The organism is Micromonospora sp. NPDC048905 (assembly GCF_040649655.1).
Taxonomy (GTDB): Bacteria; Actinomycetota; Actinomycetes; order Mycobacteriales; family Micromonosporaceae; genus Micromonospora.
This window is the reverse complement of sequence record NZ_JBEZFV010000002.1, coordinates 405,925-422,379: the sequence shown is the minus strand read 5'-3', so window position 1 is coordinate 422,379 and position 16,455 is coordinate 405,925. Positions and strand designations below refer to the sequence as shown.

Genomic DNA, 16,455 nt, shown 5'->3' with positions numbered 1-16,455 from the left:
CATGGCTGGTGGCCCGATCCGCGTCGCCGGCTTCTCCGTCCTGCTGACTGGCCTTGGCCGGACCGCGCCGGCAGCCGTTCGCGGCGCTGGCGACCACCGTGGGGAGGATTCATGACCATCACTGTCGAGTCCGGTGACCTGGACCCGGTCGAGCTGGCCGCGGTCGTCGCCGTGCTGCTGGCCCGTGCCGCCGCGGTCGCGTCGTCGCCGGACGCCAAGCGAGGACCCAACCGGCGGTCCGCGGTCTGGGGACGGCCCCACCGGTATCCCGACGTCGTGGTGGCGCACAGCTGGCGGACGCTGCCGATGGTCGAGCGCGAGGTCATGCCAGCCGCGTGAACAGATCACCGGCGGCGGCACCGGGGGCCGCGTCGACCAACTCCCGGGTGTACGGGTCGACCGGCTCACCGAGCACATCGGCGACCGGGCCGGTCTCCACCACCCGCCCGGCCCGCATCACCGCGACCCGGTCGGCGATCTCGCGGACCACGCCCAGGTCATGGGAGATGATCAGGTAGCTGAGGCCCAGTTCGGTGCGCAGCTGGTGCAGCAGTTCGAGGATCCGGTTGCGGTTCGACGCGTCCAGCGCGGACACCGGTTCGTCGAGCACCACCAGGTCCGGCTCAAGGGCGAGGGCCCTGGCGATGGCGACCCGTTGGCACTGCCCGCCGGACAGCTCACCCGGTCGCCGGTCGAGCACGGTCGTCGGTAGCCGTACTCGGTCCAACAGGTCTGCGGCCCGGGCGGCGCGGTCGGCACGGTTGCCCACCCGGTAGGCCCGCAGCGGTGCGGTGACGGCGTCGGCGATCGTGAGCCGGGGGTCCAGAGAGGCATAGGGGCTCTGATAGACCATCTGCATGCGGCGGCGCAGCTGGCGCAGGTCGCGTCCCCGCGCCGCGGTGATATCGGCGCCGTCGAAGCGAACTTTTCCGGCGGAGACGGCGGTCAGGCGCAACAGCAGCCGCGCCGTGGTGGTCTTGCCGGAGCCGGATTCGCCGACCAGGGCGACGGTCTCGCCGCGGTCCAGCCGGATGCTGACGTGGTCGACGGCGGTCCCACTGCCAAACCGTTTTACCAGGCCGTCACCGCTGATCAGTGGGGTGACGCCGGGTGTCGCGGGTGGTGGGTTGGTCCGAGGGGCTGGCCGGGCCAGTGCGTCAACGAGGTCCCGGGTGGCCCGGTCGCGGGGCGCGCCGAGCACCGAGCCGACGCTACCCGTCTCGCGGACCATGCCGTCGGCCATCACGACGACCCGGTCGGCTCGGTCGGCGGCGACGGCCAAGTCGTGGGTCACCAGCAGTAGGGCCGTCCCGCTGTCGCGGGTCAGGGTGGCGATGTGGTCGAGGATTCGCCGCTGCACGGTGACGTCGAGGGCGCTGGTCGGCTCGTCGGCGATCAGCAGGGCGGGTCCGGCGGCCAGGGCGATCGCGATGAGAACGCGCTGGCACATGCCGCCGGAGAGTTCGTGCGGGAACCGGTCGAGCAGGGTGTGCGCGTTCGGCAGCCCGGCCTGGTCCAGCAGGTCGGCGGCTCGGGCGCGGGCGGTGCGTCGGTCGGGCGCGAGCCGGTGGATGGCGAGCACCTCGGCGACCTGCCAGCCGATGGTGCGTACCGGGTTGAGCGACACCATCGGGTCCTGCGGGACCAGGCCGATGTGCCGACCACGCCGTTGGCGCAGCACCGGTTCCGGGGCTCGGGCGAGGTCAGCGGCGGCTGGGTCGCCCGGGCCGGTGAACAGGATCCGGCCACCCGTGAGGCGCGCCGACGCCGGCAACAAGCCGATCACCGCCCGAGCTGTGGTGGTCTTGCCGGATCCGGAGCCGCCGACGAGGGCGACGGTCTCACCGGCGGCGACGTGGAAGGAGGCATCCCGTACGGCAGGTACGACCCGCCGCCCGCTCGTGTAGTCGACCGCGAGGTTCTCGACCTTCAGCAGCGGTGATGTGTCGGGCATGCTCATCGACTCTCCTGCGCCGTGCCGGCGGCCTGTGCGATGCGGTTGGCGGCCAGGACGGTGGCGGTGATGACCAGCCCCGGCAGGGTGGTCAGCCACCAGGCGGTGCCCAGGTAGTCGCGGCCTTCGGCGATCAGTGATCCCCATTCGGGTTCGGGGGGCGGGGCGCCGTAGCCGAGGAAGGACAGGGCGGACACCTGCAGGACGACGGCACCGAAGTCGACGGCGGCGTAGAGCAGGACGGTGCCTGCCACGTTGGGCAGCACGTGCTGGAGGATCACGAGCGGCCACCGGGTGCCGCCGGCGCGGGCGGCCTCCACGTACGGCATCCGCACGATCCGGGCCGCCTCCGCGCGGACGACCCGCGCGAACATCGCGATACTGGTCAGTCCGACGGCGAGGGCGACCTTGACGGTGCCGAAGCCGAGCGCGGTGATGAGTGCCAGCGACAGCAGCAGCCCAGGTATGGCGAGCAGCACGTCGACCCCGCGCATGAGCAGTTCCTCGGCGCGTCCGCCCAGACAGCCGGCGAGCAGTCCGAGCACTGTTCCCGCCACCAGGCCCACGGCCACGGCGATCAGCGCGGCCTGCAGGGTGAGTGCGCTGCCGTGCACGACCCGGGCGAACAGGTCGCGGCCCAGCAGATCGGTGCCGAACAGGTGGGTCGCCGACGGTGGGAGCAGCCGGCTGGCGGGCGCCGCGGCCAGCGGGTCGCGGCTGGTCAGGAGCCGCGGTGCGGTGGCCGCGAGCACGACGACCAGGATCATGACGCCGGACGCGACGAGTGCCGGTCGGGCGGTCCGGCGGCCGACCCGGTCGAGCAGGCGGCCGGGAAGGGGCAGTCGGGTGTCAACCATGGACCACCTCCCGGGCCCCGGTGGCGGTGCGTAGCCGCGGATCGAGCACCGGCATCAGCAGCTCGGTGGCCAGGCTGACCAGCACGAAGCAGGCCGCGCCGAGGATCACCGCGCCCTGCACCACGGGGATGTCCTGGACGGCGACTGCCGTCGCGGTCAGCCGCCCGATGCCGTGGCGGGAGAACACCGTCTCGACCACCACCGCGCCGGCAAGGATGTTGCCGGCCAGCACGCCGGTCACGGCCAGCGGGGTGAGCGCGGCGTTGCGGGCGGCGTGCCGCAGCAGCAGCCGGGCCCGTCCGGCGCCCTTGGCGGCCGCGGTGTCCAGGTAGGGCTGGGCCAGGGCGTCGCCCAGGCCGCGGGCGAAGGTCTGGCCGACGAGTGCGGCGACCGGCAGAGCCAGCGTGATCGCTGGCAGTACGGCCGCGGCAGAGCCGTCGCCGAACGCCGGCAGCAGCGCCCACCGGAACGAGAAGACCTGCAGCAGTACCAGGCCGACCCAGAAGGTGGGCACCGAGATGCCGGCGCCGGGCAGCGAGAGCAGCAGCCTCCGTAGCCCACGGCGGCGGACGTATGCGGCGAGCAGGGCGACGGCGGCGCCCAGCGGCACGCCGAGGCCGAGTGCTCCGGCGGCCAGTTGCAGGGTCGGTGGCAGCGCGTCCAGCAGCATCCGCGCGACCGGTTCCCCGGTCTGCACCGACGTGCCCAGGTCCCCGCGTACCGTGCCCGTGAGTCGGTCCAGGTACTGCTCGGGCAGCGGGCGGTCCAGGCCGTGTTCGGCCCGGAGCGCGTCGAGCTGCCCCGCGGCCACTGTGGTGGCGTCACCACCGCCGGCGGCCATCACGGCCACCGGGTCGCCGGGCAGCACGTAGAGCAGCACGAAGGAGAGGGTGTAGGCGGCCCAGAGCACAAGCACGGCGTGCAGCATCCGGCGGCCGGCGGTCAGGACAGCCATGCGTCGTAGTACTGCAAGCCGGAGGAGGAGGTGAACGCGATGTCGTGCACCTTGCCGGTGAGGGCGAAGACGGTGGTCATTTCGAACACCGGGATCTGGTACGCCTGATCGAGCACCCGCCGCTGTGCGGTGGCGACGAGCTCGGCACGCCGCTTCGCGTCGCCGGCGGCGGCCTGCGCGTCCAGGTCTCGCTGCAGGTCCGGGTCGTTGATCCGGGACAGGTTGAGCAGCTTGTCGGAGAAGGCGGTACGCAGGATGTCCGGGTCGGCGCGTGTCCCGCTGCCCCAGGCGAGGTCGTAGTCGCCGCTGCCGCGCGCCTGCTGGTAGTCGGCGATGGAGAGGATCCGCAGGTCGAGTTCGATGCCGACGTCGCGCAGTTGTTGCTGGATGAGCTCGACAGCGGCCTTGTTGGGTCCGAAGTTGGTGGCCAGGATGGCTTCGAGGGTGAGCCGCTGGCCGTCGTGCGACCGGATGCCGTCCGGTCCGGGCCGCCAGCCGGCGCCGTCGAGTAACCGGCGTGCGGTCTGCGGGTCGTGCCGCAGCAGAGGGCTGTTGTCGGTGAAATTCGCGGTGCTGCTGGACAGCGCGCTGGTGGCCGGGCGGTAGCTGGGGCTCAGGACGGTGTCGACGACCTCGGTGCGGTTGACGGCGGCCTGCACCGCCTGACGTACGGCCAGGTTGGCGGCGATCGGGCGGGCCGTATTGACGCTGAAGGCGACGGGGACGCCCGGATTGGCCCGGCTGAGCAGACTGACGCGTCCGCCACGCAGGGCAGGCTCGTCCTGGGGTGCGACACCGGCGATGCCGTCGACCTGCCCGGAGGTGAGGCTGCCGGTCCGTACACCGGATTCGGGCATCACCAGGAAGGTCACTTTCTCCAGGCGGGCGTCGCCCTGGTGCAGGCTCAGTGGAGAGGGCCAGGCGTAGCCGGTCCGGCGGGTGAGGGTGGTGCTGCGGTTGGTCTCGTAGCCTCCGAGCTGGAACGGTCCGGAGCCGACCAGCCCGCCGGTGCAGCGCTGCTCCGCGCCCTTGCCGAGGCTGGTGGGCGCGAGCAGGCCCAGCGTTGGTGTGGAGGTGGCCTGGAGGAACTGGGCGTTGGGGCCGCCGAAGGTGACCACGGCGGTGTGCGGTCCGGTCACCCTTGTGGCCTTGTAGCCCTGGACGAACCCACTGCCGAGGATGGACTTGGCGCCCAGCGCGGCGACGTCGTCCAGGTTGCGTTTGACCGCTTCGGCGTCGACCGGGGTGCCGTCGGCGAAGGTGGCGTCCTCGCGCAGGTGGAAGGTGAACTCGGAGGCGTCCTTGGTGACGCTCCAGGACGTCGCCAGCCAGGGCACGATCTCACCGGTGGCCGGGTTTTGGTCGGTGAGCGAGTCGACCAGGCCGCGGGCGACGTAGAGGCCCTCGCTGGTCGCCGCCTGGTGCGGGTCGAGGCAGGTCGGGTCGGCGGGCAGGGCGAACTTCAGCTCACCGCCGGATCGTGGCGTCCCGCCGCTGGACCGGCTCTCGGCTGCGGTGCCGCAGGCGACGAGCAGGACTGGGAGCATGGCGGCGACCGTGGTGAGCCCGCGTGGTATTGGCATGGGGATACTCCGTGATGGTGAGGGGGGTGGTGGGCGGCGGGGAAGCTCAGCCGGCCCGAGACAGCCGGGACGGCATCGACCGGCCGAGCCGGAAGCCGACGCCGCGTACCGTGACGATCACGTCGCGGTCCCCGAGTTTGGTGCGCAGGGCGCTCACGTGCGTGTCGATGGTCCGGCTGGTGGTCAGGCTCGGTGTGTAGGTGTCGGCGGGGAAGCCCCAGACCTCGGTGGCGAGGCGGGTCCGGGAGTGGACGACGTCCGGTTCGCCGGCGAGGTGGTGCAGCAGGTCGAACTCCTTGCGGGTGAGCTGGACGGGGTTCCCGTGCACGCGGACCTCGCGGACGCGCGGGTCGATGTGCAGGTCGCCGCGGATGATCACGGCTCCGGATCTGGTGCGCCCCGCTCCGGCCCGGACGCGGCGCATGATGGCCTCGATCCGGGCGAGGAGTTCGCGGACGCCGTACGGCTTGGTCACGCAGTCGTCGCAGCCGGCCTGCAGGCTCAGGACCCGTTCGACGGCCATGTGCTGCTCGGTGAACGCGATCAGCGGGACGTCGCTGGTGGCGCGCACCCGCCGGCATGCTTCCACGCCGTCCATGTCACGCAGGCACAGGTCTATCAGCATGAGGTCGGAACGGTCGAGCGTGCCGATTGCCTCAGCTCCGGTGCCGCATTCTGTGACGTCGAAGCCGTGCCTTTTCAACTGTGCGCTGAGATCTGCGCGCCGGGAATTGTCGGAATCGACCACCAGGGCCCTCATTCGCACTGCTCCCTCGTTGCTACGCCGTGATCTCCGGCGGATCTGCCCGTGTCGTCATGCATGCATACATAACCTATAGGTTTGATAGGTTTTGCACCATGCAGAGCCGCCTCGTCGCCGCCGGTGCTTAGGCTAGGGTCTTGGGTTTGCCCAACGGAAGTGAGTGACGTCACGTCCGGCGATCACGCCGAGGTCGGGGCCGAGCGCCGTCGATGAATTGACAATTCTCTGTAGTTCTTCTGTATCTTCACGAGCTCCCCGGCCGAGTGGCAGCGCTGCGGCGACCGTCCGGCCGACGTCCCGCTGGGGTTGCTGAGGGGGGATTTGACAACCGCTTGACCCAGCTCTGCGGTGAAACTGTGAATGCATGGGTTGAATTCAGGGCGGCGAACGATTGACGATTGTCGGCGTCCACTCCGATGGTGACGTCCATCAATTCGAATGGTGCGCCGCGGCCATCAGTCGGGAGGAAAACCATGGATGCTTCGGTGATCGTCGTCGGCGCCGGCCCGGCCGGTCTCGCACTGGCCGGAGAACTTCGGCTGGCTGGTGCGGACGTCGTCGTGCTGGACCGGCTCACCGCCCGCTCCGGCGAATCCCGGGGCCTCGGATTCACCGTCCGCACGCTGGAGACCTTCGACCAGAGAGGACTGCTGCCCCGCTTCCCTCAGCTGCCGACCACCACCCGTGGTCACTTCGGCGGCATCCCGCTCGACCTGGCCGTCCTCGGCGGGCAGGCCAGCGCCGTGCAGGGCGTACCGCAGTCGGTGACCGAGAAGGTCCTTGAGGAGTGGGTACGCGACCTGGGTGGCGACATCCGTTTCGGACACGAGATGCTCGACCTCGAGCAGGACGAGGACGCGGTACAGGTTCGGGTCCGCACGGCCGGCGGGGAGCAGCACCTGCGTGCCCGCTATCTGATCGGCGCCGACGGCGGCCGCAGCCGGGTGCGTGAGCGCGCCGGCATCGCGTTCCCCGGCACCGAACCCACCACCGAGCTGCTGCTCGCCGACATCCGTGGCGCCGACATCACACCGCGGATGACCGGAGAGGTGCTCGCCACCGGCATGGTGATGGCAGCACCCCTCGGCGACGGCATCGATCGGGTGATCATCTGCGAGCGGGGTGCGGAACCCCGCCGCCGCACCGCTCCACCCTTGTTCAGCGAGGTCGCCGAAGCCTGGAAACGGCTCACCGGCACCGACATCTCGCACGCCGAGGCGATCTGGGTCAGCGCCTTCACCGACACGGCGCGCCTGGCCGAACAGTACCGACGCGGCCGGGTGCTGCTCACCGGAGACGCCGCCCACGTGCACCTGCCCGCCGGCGGGCAGGGCATGAACACCTCCATCCAGGACGCCGTCAACCTGGGCTGGAAACTGGCCGCGGTCCTGCGCGGCACCGCCCCCGAAAGTCTGCTGGACACGTACCACACCGAACGCCACGAGGTCGGTCGGCAGTTGCTGGCCAACACCCAGGCGCAGGCCCGCCTCATCCTCGGCGGAGACGAGGCGCAGCCGTTTCGCGACGTCCTGACCGAACTGATGGCGCACGAACCGGTGCGGCGGCACCTGGCGGCCAAGGTGAGCGGCCTCGACATCCGCTACGACGTCGGCGGCGGCACCCATCCGCTGCTCGGTGCCCGGCTGCCCCGCCTCAGCGTGCTGGCCCGCGACCGCCCGGCCGACACCGCCGCGCTGCTCCGTCCCGGCCGCGGCGTGCTGCTCGACCTCAACGACAACCCGTGGCTGCGCCGGCGGGCCGCCGGCTGGCGCGACCGCGTCGACATCGTCACGACGAGTCCGCGCGACCCGCAGTCCCTTGCGGCGCTCGCCGGCGCCACCGCGGTCCTGGTGCGGCCCGACGGCTACGTCGCCTGGGCCGCCCCGGGCACCCGATACGACCTGCCCACTGCGCTGAACCGGTGGTTCGGACCGGCCCGCGCCCGCTCCGAGGAGAAATGATGACGCACAGTTCCCTGATCGTCGCCCGCATGCAGCCGGGCTCCGCCGACGCGGTGTCGGAGCTGTTCTCCCAATTCGACGACACCGACGTGCCGCACCGGATGGGCACCCGCCGCCGGGAGCTGTTCGCCTACCGTGGCCTCTACTTCCACCTGCAGGACTTCGACCAGCCCGACGGCGCCGAACGCATCCACGAAGCCCGTACCGACGAGCGTTTCGTTCGGATCAGCGCCGATCTCAAGCCCTACATCGAGGCCTACGACCCGGCCACCTGGCGCTCCCCGGCCGACGCCCTGGCACAGCGCTTCTACCACTGGGAAGCCCGATGACCGCCCCCCGCCGCGTGGTCATCACCGGAATCGGGGTCACCGCGCCGGGCACGCCGGGTGCCAAGAACTTCTGGCAGCTCATCTCCGACGGCCGTACCGCGACCCGGCGCATCTCGTTCTTCGACCCCGCGCCGTTCCGCTCACACGTCGCCGCCGAGGTCGACTTCAACCCGGAGAGCGCCGGCCTGCGCCCGCAGGAGATCCGCCGGATGGACCGGGCGGCGCAGTTCGCCGTGGTCACCGCCCGGGAAGCGGTGCAGGACAGCGGTCTGGAACTCCACACCCTCGACCCGGCCCGCCTCGGCGTCACCATTGGCAGCGCGGTCGGTGCCACGATGAGCCTGGACCAGGAGTACCGCGCGGTCAGCGACGGCGGCCGGCTGACCACGGTCGACCACCGGTACGCGGTCCCGCACCTCTACGACTATCTGGTGCCCAGCTCCTTCGCCACCGAGGTGGCGTGGGCCACCGGCGCCGAAGGCCCCAGCACCGTGATCTCCACCGGCTGCACGTCCGGTCTCGACGCGATCGGCTACGCCTCCGACGTCATCCGGGACGGGCTCGCCGACACCATGATCGCCGGTGCCACCGACGCACCGATCTCGCCGATCACCGTCGCCTGCTTCGACGCCATCAAGGCGACCACCGACCGCAACGACGACCCGGAAACCGCCTCCCGTCCCTTCGACGCGACCCGCAACGGCTTCGTACTCGGCGAGGGGGCCGCCGTGTTCGTTCTCGAGGAACTGGACGCCGCCCGCCGCCGCGGGGCGCACGTCTACGCCGAGGTGGCTGGTTACGCCACCCGGTCCAACGCCTTCCACATGACCGGGCTGCGCCCCGACGGCCGGGAGATGGCCGAGGCGATCCGCACGGCCCTCGCCGAGGCGCGGCTCAACCCCTCCGACGTCGACTACGTCAACGCGCACGGCTCCGGCACCAAACAAAACGACCGGCACGAGACCGCCGCCGTCAAGGACAGCCTCGGCGACCATGCCTACCGCGTCCCGATGAGCTCGATCAAATCGATGGTCGGCCACTCCCTGGGAGCGATCGGCTCCATCGAGGTCGCCGCCTGCGCACTGGCCATGGAGCACCACGTCGTGCCGCCCACCGCCAACCTGCACCACCCAGACCCCGACTGCGACCTCGACTACGTACCACTGACGGCCCGCAACCACCGTACCGACGCCGTGCTCTCGGTCGGCAGCGGCTTCGGCGGCTTCCAGAGCGCCGTGGTGCTGGCCCGGCCCGACAGGAGCCCACGATGACCACCCGCACCGTCGTGACCGGACTCGGCATCGCCAGCCCCACCGGCGTCGGCGTCGACCCATACTGGCAGGCCACCCTGCGCGGGCGCACCGCCATCGTCCCGATCACCAGGTTCGACGCGACCGGGTACCCCGCCACGCTGGCCGGCGAGATCACCGGGTTCGCCCCCGAGCAGGAGCTGCCCGACCGGCTGTTGCCGCAAACCGACCGGATGACACGACTGGCCCTGGTCAGCGCCGACCGGGCACTGGCCGACGCGGCGCTGACCCCCGCCGACCTCGGGCCCTACGACGTCGGCGTGATCACCGCGAGTCACTCCGGTGGGTTCGAATTCGGTGAGAGGGAGCTGCGGGCGCTGTGGAGCCAGGGCGGGCAGTTCGTCTCCGCCTACCAGTCGTTCGCCTGGTTCTACGCCGTCAACAGCGGCCAGATCTCCATCCGCAACGAGCTGCGCGGCCCCAGCGCCGTCGTCGTCAGCGACCAGGCCGGAGGGCTCGACGCACTGGCCCACGCCCGCCGGCAGGTCCGCAAGGGAACACCCGTGGTCGTCGCCGGCGCGGTCGACGCGTCCCTGTGTTCGTGGGGCTGGGTCGCCCAGTTGGCCGGAGGGCGGCTCAGCAACAGCCGCGACCCGCAACACGCCTACCTGCCGTTCGACCCGCGCGCGGCCGGGCACGTACCCGGTGAGGGCGGTGCCCTGTTGATCGTCGAGGACGCCGACCACGCACGGCGACGGCAGGCCCCGCACGTCTACGGCGAGATCGCCGGGCACGCCGCGACCACCGACCCGGCCCCGGGCACCGGCCGCCCCTCCGGCCTGGTCCGTGCCGTCACCCTCGCACTGGCCGAGGCCGGCGCAGACCCCACCGACATCGACGTGGTCTTCGCCGACGCGGCCGCGGTTCCCGAGCTCGACCAGGTCGAAGCCGCCGCGATCAGCACCGTGTTCGGCCCGCGCGGAGTGCCGGTGACCGCCCCCAAGACGATGACCGGCCGGCTGTACTCGGGCGCTGCCCCGCTGGACGTGGCCGCTGCCCTGCTCAGCATCCGCGACGGTGTCATCCCGCCGACGGTGAACAGCGACCCGGCCCCGGAGTACGAGCTCGACCTGGTCACCGGAGCGCCACGACCCGCCCGGGTGCGTACCGCCCTGGTGCTCGCCCGCGGCCACGGCGGCTTCAACTCCGCCCTGGTGGTCCGCGCGCCACAGCCCGTGCTCGTCAGCACCTCCCACCCCTCCTGACCGGAAAGGCCACACCATGCCCGGATCCACTCCCTTCACCCTCGACGACCTCCGTCGCATCCTGCGAGACGGCGCCGGCACCAGCGAGAACGTCAACCTCGCCGGCGACATCCTGGACACCGCCTTCGCCGACCTGGGCTACGACTCGCTGGCACTGCTGGAGACCGGCAGCCGCATCGCGCGCGAGTTCGCCGTTGGCCTCGGCGACGAACTGCTCGTCGGCGACACCAGTCCCCGCGAAGTCATCGACGCGGTCAACACCCAGCTTGCCGCCGGGAGCCGGACATGAGCGCCGGCCGGACGGCGCTGGTCACCGGCGGCACCAGCGGGATCGGCCTGGCCGTGGTCCGCCTGCTGGCCACCCAGGGAGACCGGGTGTTCCTCGGCGCGCGAACCGCCGCCGCGGTCACCGACACCGTCAAGCAGTTGACCGGCGAGGGTCTCGACGTCGACGGCGCCGCCGTGGACGTGCGCGACGGCGCGCAGGTCCACGCCTTCGTGCAGAGCGCCGTCAACCGGTACGGCCCGATCGACATCCTGGTCAACAACGCCGGCCGCAGTGGCGGCGGGGTCACCGCCGATCTCGACGACGAACTCTGGGCCGACGTGCTGGAGACGAACCTGACAAGCGTCTTCCGGGTCACCCGGGAGGTGCTCAACACCGGCGGCCTGCGAGGCAAGGAGCGTGGCCGCATCATCAACATCGCTTCCACCGCCGGCAAGCAGGGCGTCGTGCTCGGCGCACCGTACTCGGCGTCCAAACATGGTGTCGTCGGCTTCACCAAGGCGCTCGGCAACGAGCTGGCACCCACCGGCATCACCGTCAACGCCGTCTGCCCCGGCTACGTCGAGACGCCCATGGCCCAGCGGGTCCGGCAGGGCTACGCGGCGGCGTACGAGACCAGCGAGGAAGCGATTCTCGAAAGGTTCCAGGCCAAGATCCCCCTCGGCCGGTACTCGACCCCCGAAGAGGTCGCCGGTCTGGTCGGCTACCTCGCCTCCGACCCCGCCGCCTCGATCACCGCCCAGGCACTGAACGTCTGCGGCGGCCTCGGCAACTTCTGACCCTCCCGAAAGGACCCGTCATGGCCGACCGCCAGGTCGAACACGAGATCGTCGTCGAGGCGTCCGCCCACGACGTCTACCGCCTGCTCGCGGAGGTGGAGAACTGGCCCCAACTGTTCCCGCCCTCGATCCACGTCGACTACCTGGAACGCGACGGCACCCAGGAACGCATCCGTATCTGGGCCACCGCCAACGGCGAGGCGAAGAACTGGACGTCACGCCGCGTGCTCGACGAGGCCGGCCTGCGCATCCAGTTCTGGCAGGAGGTGCCCGCCCCACCGGTACGCGAGATGACCGGGACCTGGATCATCGAGCCCCTCGCCGAACGCCGCACCAGGGTCCGCCTGCTGCACGAATACTCCGCGATCGACGACGACCCGGAGAAGCTCGCCTGGATCGACCGGGCCGTCGACGACAACAGCCGCGCCGAACTGCCCGGGCTGCGCGACAGCCTGGAACTGACTGCGGCCGGCGAGCTCACCCTGTCGTTCACCGACAGCGTCGAGATCGAAGGCTCCGCCAAGGACGTCTTCGACTTCCTCAACGAGGCCCAGCACTGGGCCGACCGGCTGCCGCACGTGTCCGCCGTGGAGTTCAGCGAGTCCATTCCCGGCCTGCAGACCCTGCGGTTGACGACGCTGACCAAGGACGGTTCCTCGCACGTCACCGAGTCGGTCCGGGTGGCATTCCCGCACCACCGCATCGTCTACAAGCAGACCACCCTGCCGGCCCTGCTCACCCTGCACACCGGCTACTGGCAGCTGGACGAGGACACCAACGGCCGTACCACGGCGACCGCGGAACACACCGTGGCGATCAACCCGGACCGCATCACCGGCATCCTCGGCGCCGATGCCGGCCTGCCGGAGGCCCGGCGGTTCCTGCGCGAGGCCCTCGGTGGCAACAGCCTGACCACCCTGCGCCACGCCAAGGAGTACGCGGAAGCCCGGCGATGACCACCACCGGCGATCCGGGACGCCGCGACGTGGTGGTCGCCGGAGCAGGTCCGGTCGGCCTGTTCCTCGCCGGCGCCCTCGCCCGGCACGGCGTCACGGTCACCGTGCTCGAACAGCGGACCGCGCCGCACACCGAGTCACGCGCCTCCACCCTGCACGCGCACACCATGGAACTGCTGGCCGGGCGTGAGGTGCTTCCCCTGCTCGGCGACCTGCCCGAGGGCGGGCCTGGTCACTTCGGTGGCATCCGGCTCGATCTCGCCGCGGGGGAGGCGGGGCACCCGTACGCCGGGCAGTGGAAGTGCCCGCAGACCCACCTGGAGTCGGTCCTCGCCACCTGGGCGGTCGCGGCGGGCGTCGACATCCGGCGCGGCGCGGTCGTCACCGGGCTGCGGGAACACGATGAGGGCGTCGAGATCGACTACTTCGACACGCGCACCGGCCCGGCCCGGATCGCCGCCGGTCACCTGGCCGGCTGCGACGGCGAACGCAGCACCGTACGCCAGCTTGGCGGGTTCAGTCTGACCGGGCCGACCACCGGAACCGGACGGGAGCTGCTCCGCGCCGACGTGGACGGCATCGACGTGCCGGGCCGGCGCTTCGAACGCACGCCGCGCGGCATGGCCACGGCCGTGCGGTGGCCGGACGGCGCGACCCGGATCATGGTGCACCGCTTCGGTGCCGCATCCCGGTGGCGCACCGGGCCGGTGCTGTACACCGAACTGGCCGAGACCTGGGCTGAGGTCACCGGCGAGGACATCGGGCACGGCACGCCCCGCTGGGTGAACGCCTTCGACGACGTCGGCCGGCAGGCCGCCGAGTACGTCCGCGGCCGGGTGGTGCTGGCCGGCGACGCCGCCCACCAGCAGCTCCCGGCCGGCGGTCAGGCGCTGAATCTCGGCCTGCACGACGCCGCCGAGCTCGGCCCGCGGCTCGCCGCTCGAGCCAGGGGTGATGCCGGCGACAGCGTGCTCGCCGGCTACGACCGAATCCGGCGTGCAGCCGGCGCCCGCACGCTCACCCACATCCGCGTCCAGGCCGACCTGCTGCTCGGCGACCCGGGCGTGGAGGGCCTGCGCTCGGTGTTCACCGAACTGATCCAGCTCGACGCGGCCCGCGACCATCTGGCCCGTGCTGTCGGCGGCCTCGACCTCACGGCGCTCTCCGACGACTCCGAGAAGAAAGGTGTTCCAGCATGAGCCGACTCACCGGCAAGACCGCACTCGTCACCGGATCCAGCCGTGGCATCGGCCGGGCGACCGCGATCCGGCTGGGCCGCGAGGGGGCACTGGTGGCCGTCCACTACGCCGCCAACACCGGTGCCGCAGAGGAGACCGTGGCGCTGATCGAGAAGGACGGTGGCCAGGCCTTCGCCGTGCAGGCCGAACTCGGCGTCCCGGGCGACGTGCACACCCTGTTCCTGGGCCTGGAGCAGCAGCTCAAGGACCGCACCGGGGAGACGACACTCGACATCCTGGTGAACAACGCGGGGGAGACCACCGCAACCGGCATCCCGTTCGAGGAGGTCACCGGCGCGGTCTTCGACAGGTTCTTCGCCGTCAACGCCCGGGCCCCGTTCTTCCTCGTCCAGCGGGCGTTGGCGCACCTGCCGGCCGGCGGCCGCATCATCAACATCTCCTCGGGGCTCACCCGGGTCGCCAACCCCGACCAGATCCCATACGCGATGACCAAGGGGGCCATTGAGCAGCTCACCCTGCACCTGGCGCGGCTGCTCGCGTCGCGCGGCATCACCGTCAACACGGTCGCACCCGGCATCACCGACAACGGCGGGCCGGTGTTCGACATCCCGGAGGCCGTGGAGCAGATGGCGAGCCTGTCCGCCTTCAACCGGGTCGGTCAGACCGGCGACGTCGCCGATGTGATCACCTTCCTGGCCACCGACGAGGCGCGCTGGATCACCGGCGCCTTCCTCGACGCCACCGGCGGGACGTTGCTGGGATGAGCATCCGGCAGAGCACGGCGCAACTCGCCGACCTCAAGGAGACGGTCCGGCTCGGCCCGGACCCCGCCGCCACCGAACGCCAGCACGCTCGCGGCAAGCTGACCGCCCGGGAACGCATCGACCTGCTGCTCGACAAGGACAGCTTCACCGAGGTGGAGGCTCTGCGCCGGCACCGCGCCACCGAGTTCGGCCTGCACCACCGCCGCCCGTACACCGACGGTGTGGTGACCGGCTGGGGCACGGTCGAGGGCCGCACCGTGTTCGTCTACGCCCACGACTTCCGGATCTTCGGCGGGGCGCTGGGGGAAGCCCACGCCCAGAAGATCCACAAGGTGATGGATCTGGCGATCTCTGCCGGGGCTCCGCTGGTGTCGCTCAACGACGGCGCCGGCGCTCGTATCCAGGAGGGGGTGACCGCTCTCGCCGGTTACGGCGGCATCTTCCAGCGCAACACCCGTGCGTCCGGCGTCATCCCGCAGATCAGCGTGATGCTGGGTCCGTGCGCGGGCGGCGCGGCGTACAGCCCGGCCCTGACCGATTTCGTGTTCATGGTCCGCGACACCGCGCAGATGTTCCTCACCGGGCCGGACGTGGTGCGGGCGGTCACCGGCGAGCAGATCAGCCAGAACGACCTCGGCGGCGCCGACGTGCACGCCGGCATCTCCGGGGTGGCCCATTTCGTCCACGACGACGAGGAGAGCTGCCTGGCCGACGTGCGGTACCTACTCTCGCTCCTGCCGGCCAACAACCGCGAACTGCCACCCACCGTCGTCAGCGGTGATCCCGCACAGCGGCCCAGCGACGCGCTGCTCGACCTGGTGCCGGCCGACGGCAGCCGGGCGTACGACATGCGCGCCGTGCTCGCCGAGATCGTCGACGACGGCGAACTGCTGGAGGTGCACGAGACGTACGCCCGGAATCTGGTCTGTGCCCTCGCCCGCCTCGACGGGCAGGTGGTCGGCATCGTGGCCAACCAGCCCGCCGTGCTGGCCGGTGTCCTGGACATACCGGCCAGCGAGAAGGGCAGCCGCTTCGTGCAGTTCTGCGACGCCTTCAACATTCCCCTGATCACGCTTGTCGACGTGCCCGGCTTCCTGCCCGGAGTGGTGCAGGAGCACAACGGCATCATCCGCCACGGCGCGAAGCTGCTGTACGCCTACTGTGCCGCCACCGTCCCGCGGATCTCACTGATCCTGCGCAAGGCCTACGGCGGGGCGTACATCGTGATGGACTCCCGGTCGATCGGCGCGGACCTCGCACTGGCCTGGCCGACCAACGAGATCGCCGTGATGGGGCCGGAGGGCGCCGCCAATGTGATCTTCCGCCGGGAGATCGCCGCGGCGCCCGACCCGGAGGCGGCGCGCGCCGAGAAGATCGCCGAGTACCGCGCGGAACTGGTCCACCCGTATCACGCGGCCGAGCGAGGGCTGATCGACGACGTGGTGGACCCGCGGCAAACCCGGCCGGTGCTGTGCCGCGCGCTGGCCATGCTCGCCAGCAAACACGGCGACATCCCGCACCGCAAGCACGGTAACCCTCCGTTCTGAAAGGACG

At 71.3% G+C, this 16,455-nt stretch carries 16 protein-coding genes; 11 read left to right on the top strand and 5 right to left on the bottom strand.

Features of this window, described 5'->3' with window-relative positions; translation table 11 throughout:
* Positions 1–111: 111 nt before the first annotated feature.
* Positions 112–339 carry an acyl-CoA carboxylase epsilon subunit gene (locus AB0C01_RS06790; RefSeq protein ID WP_357570477.1) on the top strand — a complete coding sequence of 76 codons (228 nt, stop codon included), beginning with the start codon at positions 112–114 and terminating at the stop codon, positions 337–339.
* On the opposite strand, the gene AB0C01_RS06785 is transcribed toward AB0C01_RS06790, so the two are convergent.
* From AB0C01_RS06785 to AB0C01_RS06765, 5 genes are read right to left on the bottom strand one after another with little or no spacing between them, the layout of a single operon-like run.
* Positions 323–1,960 (bottom strand): ABC transporter ATP-binding protein, encoded by a 1,638-nt coding sequence (locus AB0C01_RS06785; RefSeq protein WP_357570476.1) that lies wholly within the window; start codon positions 1,958–1,960, stop codon positions 323–325. The two genes, AB0C01_RS06790 and AB0C01_RS06785, sit on opposite strands and share 17 nt — an antisense overlap.
* On the bottom strand, positions 1,957–2,811 hold the full coding sequence (locus AB0C01_RS06780) for an ABC transporter permease (protein ID WP_357570475.1): 855 nt from the start codon (positions 2,809–2,811) through the stop codon (positions 1,957–1,959). Before AB0C01_RS06780 ends, AB0C01_RS06785 begins: the two co-directional genes overlap by 4 nt.
* Positions 2,804–3,766: an ABC transporter permease gene (locus AB0C01_RS06775; RefSeq protein WP_357570474.1), complete on the bottom strand. Its 963-nt coding sequence runs from the start codon at positions 3,764–3,766 to the stop codon at positions 2,804–2,806. Before AB0C01_RS06775 ends, AB0C01_RS06780 begins: the two co-directional genes overlap by 8 nt.
* Positions 3,754–5,349 carry an ABC transporter substrate-binding protein gene (locus tag AB0C01_RS06770; RefSeq protein ID WP_357570473.1) on the bottom strand — a complete coding sequence of 532 codons (1,596 nt, stop codon included), beginning with the start codon at positions 5,347–5,349 and terminating at the stop codon, positions 3,754–3,756. The genes AB0C01_RS06775 and AB0C01_RS06770 overlap by 13 nt, the downstream gene beginning before the upstream one ends.
* A gap of 46 nt (positions 5,350–5,395) precedes the next feature.
* Entirely contained in the window at positions 5,396–6,109 is a 714-nt protein-coding gene (locus AB0C01_RS06765; RefSeq protein ID WP_357240488.1) for a response regulator transcription factor, read from the bottom strand.
* 476 nt (positions 6,110–6,585) lie between these two features.
* Here AB0C01_RS06765 and AB0C01_RS06760 point away from each other — a divergent pair, with 476 nt between their 5' ends.
* Genes AB0C01_RS06760 through AB0C01_RS06715 form a run of 10 tightly spaced genes read left to right on the top strand, consistent with a single transcriptional unit; the run spans position 6,586 to position 16,448 of the window.
* Positions 6,586–8,073 (top strand): FAD-dependent monooxygenase, encoded by a 1,488-nt coding sequence (locus tag AB0C01_RS06760; protein ID WP_357240485.1) that lies wholly within the window; start codon positions 6,586–6,588, stop codon positions 8,071–8,073.
* On the top strand, positions 8,073–8,402 hold the full coding sequence (locus tag AB0C01_RS06755; RefSeq protein WP_357240482.1) for a TcmI family type II polyketide cyclase: 330 nt from the start codon (positions 8,073–8,075) through the stop codon (positions 8,400–8,402). The genes AB0C01_RS06760 and AB0C01_RS06755 overlap by 1 nt, the downstream gene beginning before the upstream one ends.
* On the top strand, positions 8,399–9,673 hold the full coding sequence (locus AB0C01_RS06750; protein ID WP_357240479.1) for a beta-ketoacyl-[acyl-carrier-protein] synthase family protein: 1,275 nt from the start codon (positions 8,399–8,401) through the stop codon (positions 9,671–9,673). Before AB0C01_RS06755 ends, AB0C01_RS06750 begins: the two co-directional genes overlap by 4 nt.
* The gene (locus AB0C01_RS06745; protein WP_357570472.1) at positions 9,670–10,917 is read left to right on the top strand and encodes a ketosynthase chain-length factor; all 1,248 of its coding nucleotides are present in this window, start codon (positions 9,670–9,672) and stop codon (positions 10,915–10,917) included. Before AB0C01_RS06750 ends, AB0C01_RS06745 begins: the two co-directional genes overlap by 4 nt.
* A 16-nt stretch (positions 10,918–10,933) precedes the next feature.
* On the top strand, positions 10,934–11,206 hold the full coding sequence (locus tag AB0C01_RS06740; RefSeq protein ID WP_357570471.1) for an acyl carrier protein: 273 nt from the start codon (positions 10,934–10,936) through the stop codon (positions 11,204–11,206).
* Entirely contained in the window at positions 11,203–11,982 is a 780-nt protein-coding gene (gene fabG / locus AB0C01_RS06735; protein WP_357570470.1) for a 3-oxoacyl-ACP reductase FabG, read from the top strand. Before AB0C01_RS06740 ends, fabG begins: the two co-directional genes overlap by 4 nt.
* Before the next feature lie 20 nt (positions 11,983–12,002).
* Entirely contained in the window at positions 12,003–12,938 is a 936-nt protein-coding gene (locus AB0C01_RS06730) for an aromatase/cyclase (protein ID WP_357570469.1), read from the top strand.
* Positions 12,935–14,137, top strand: a complete 1,203-nt coding sequence (locus tag AB0C01_RS06725) for an FAD-dependent monooxygenase (protein WP_357570468.1) — start codon at positions 12,935–12,937, stop codon at positions 14,135–14,137. Before AB0C01_RS06730 ends, AB0C01_RS06725 begins: the two co-directional genes overlap by 4 nt.
* On the top strand, positions 14,134–14,901 hold the full coding sequence (locus AB0C01_RS06720) for an SDR family oxidoreductase (protein ID WP_357570467.1): 768 nt from the start codon (positions 14,134–14,136) through the stop codon (positions 14,899–14,901). The genes AB0C01_RS06725 and AB0C01_RS06720 overlap by 4 nt, the downstream gene beginning before the upstream one ends.
* Positions 14,898–16,448 (top strand): acyl-CoA carboxylase subunit beta, encoded by a 1,551-nt coding sequence (locus AB0C01_RS06715; RefSeq protein WP_357570466.1) that lies wholly within the window; start codon positions 14,898–14,900, stop codon positions 16,446–16,448. The genes AB0C01_RS06720 and AB0C01_RS06715 overlap by 4 nt, the downstream gene beginning before the upstream one ends.
* Positions 16,449–16,455 lie beyond the last annotated feature (7 nt).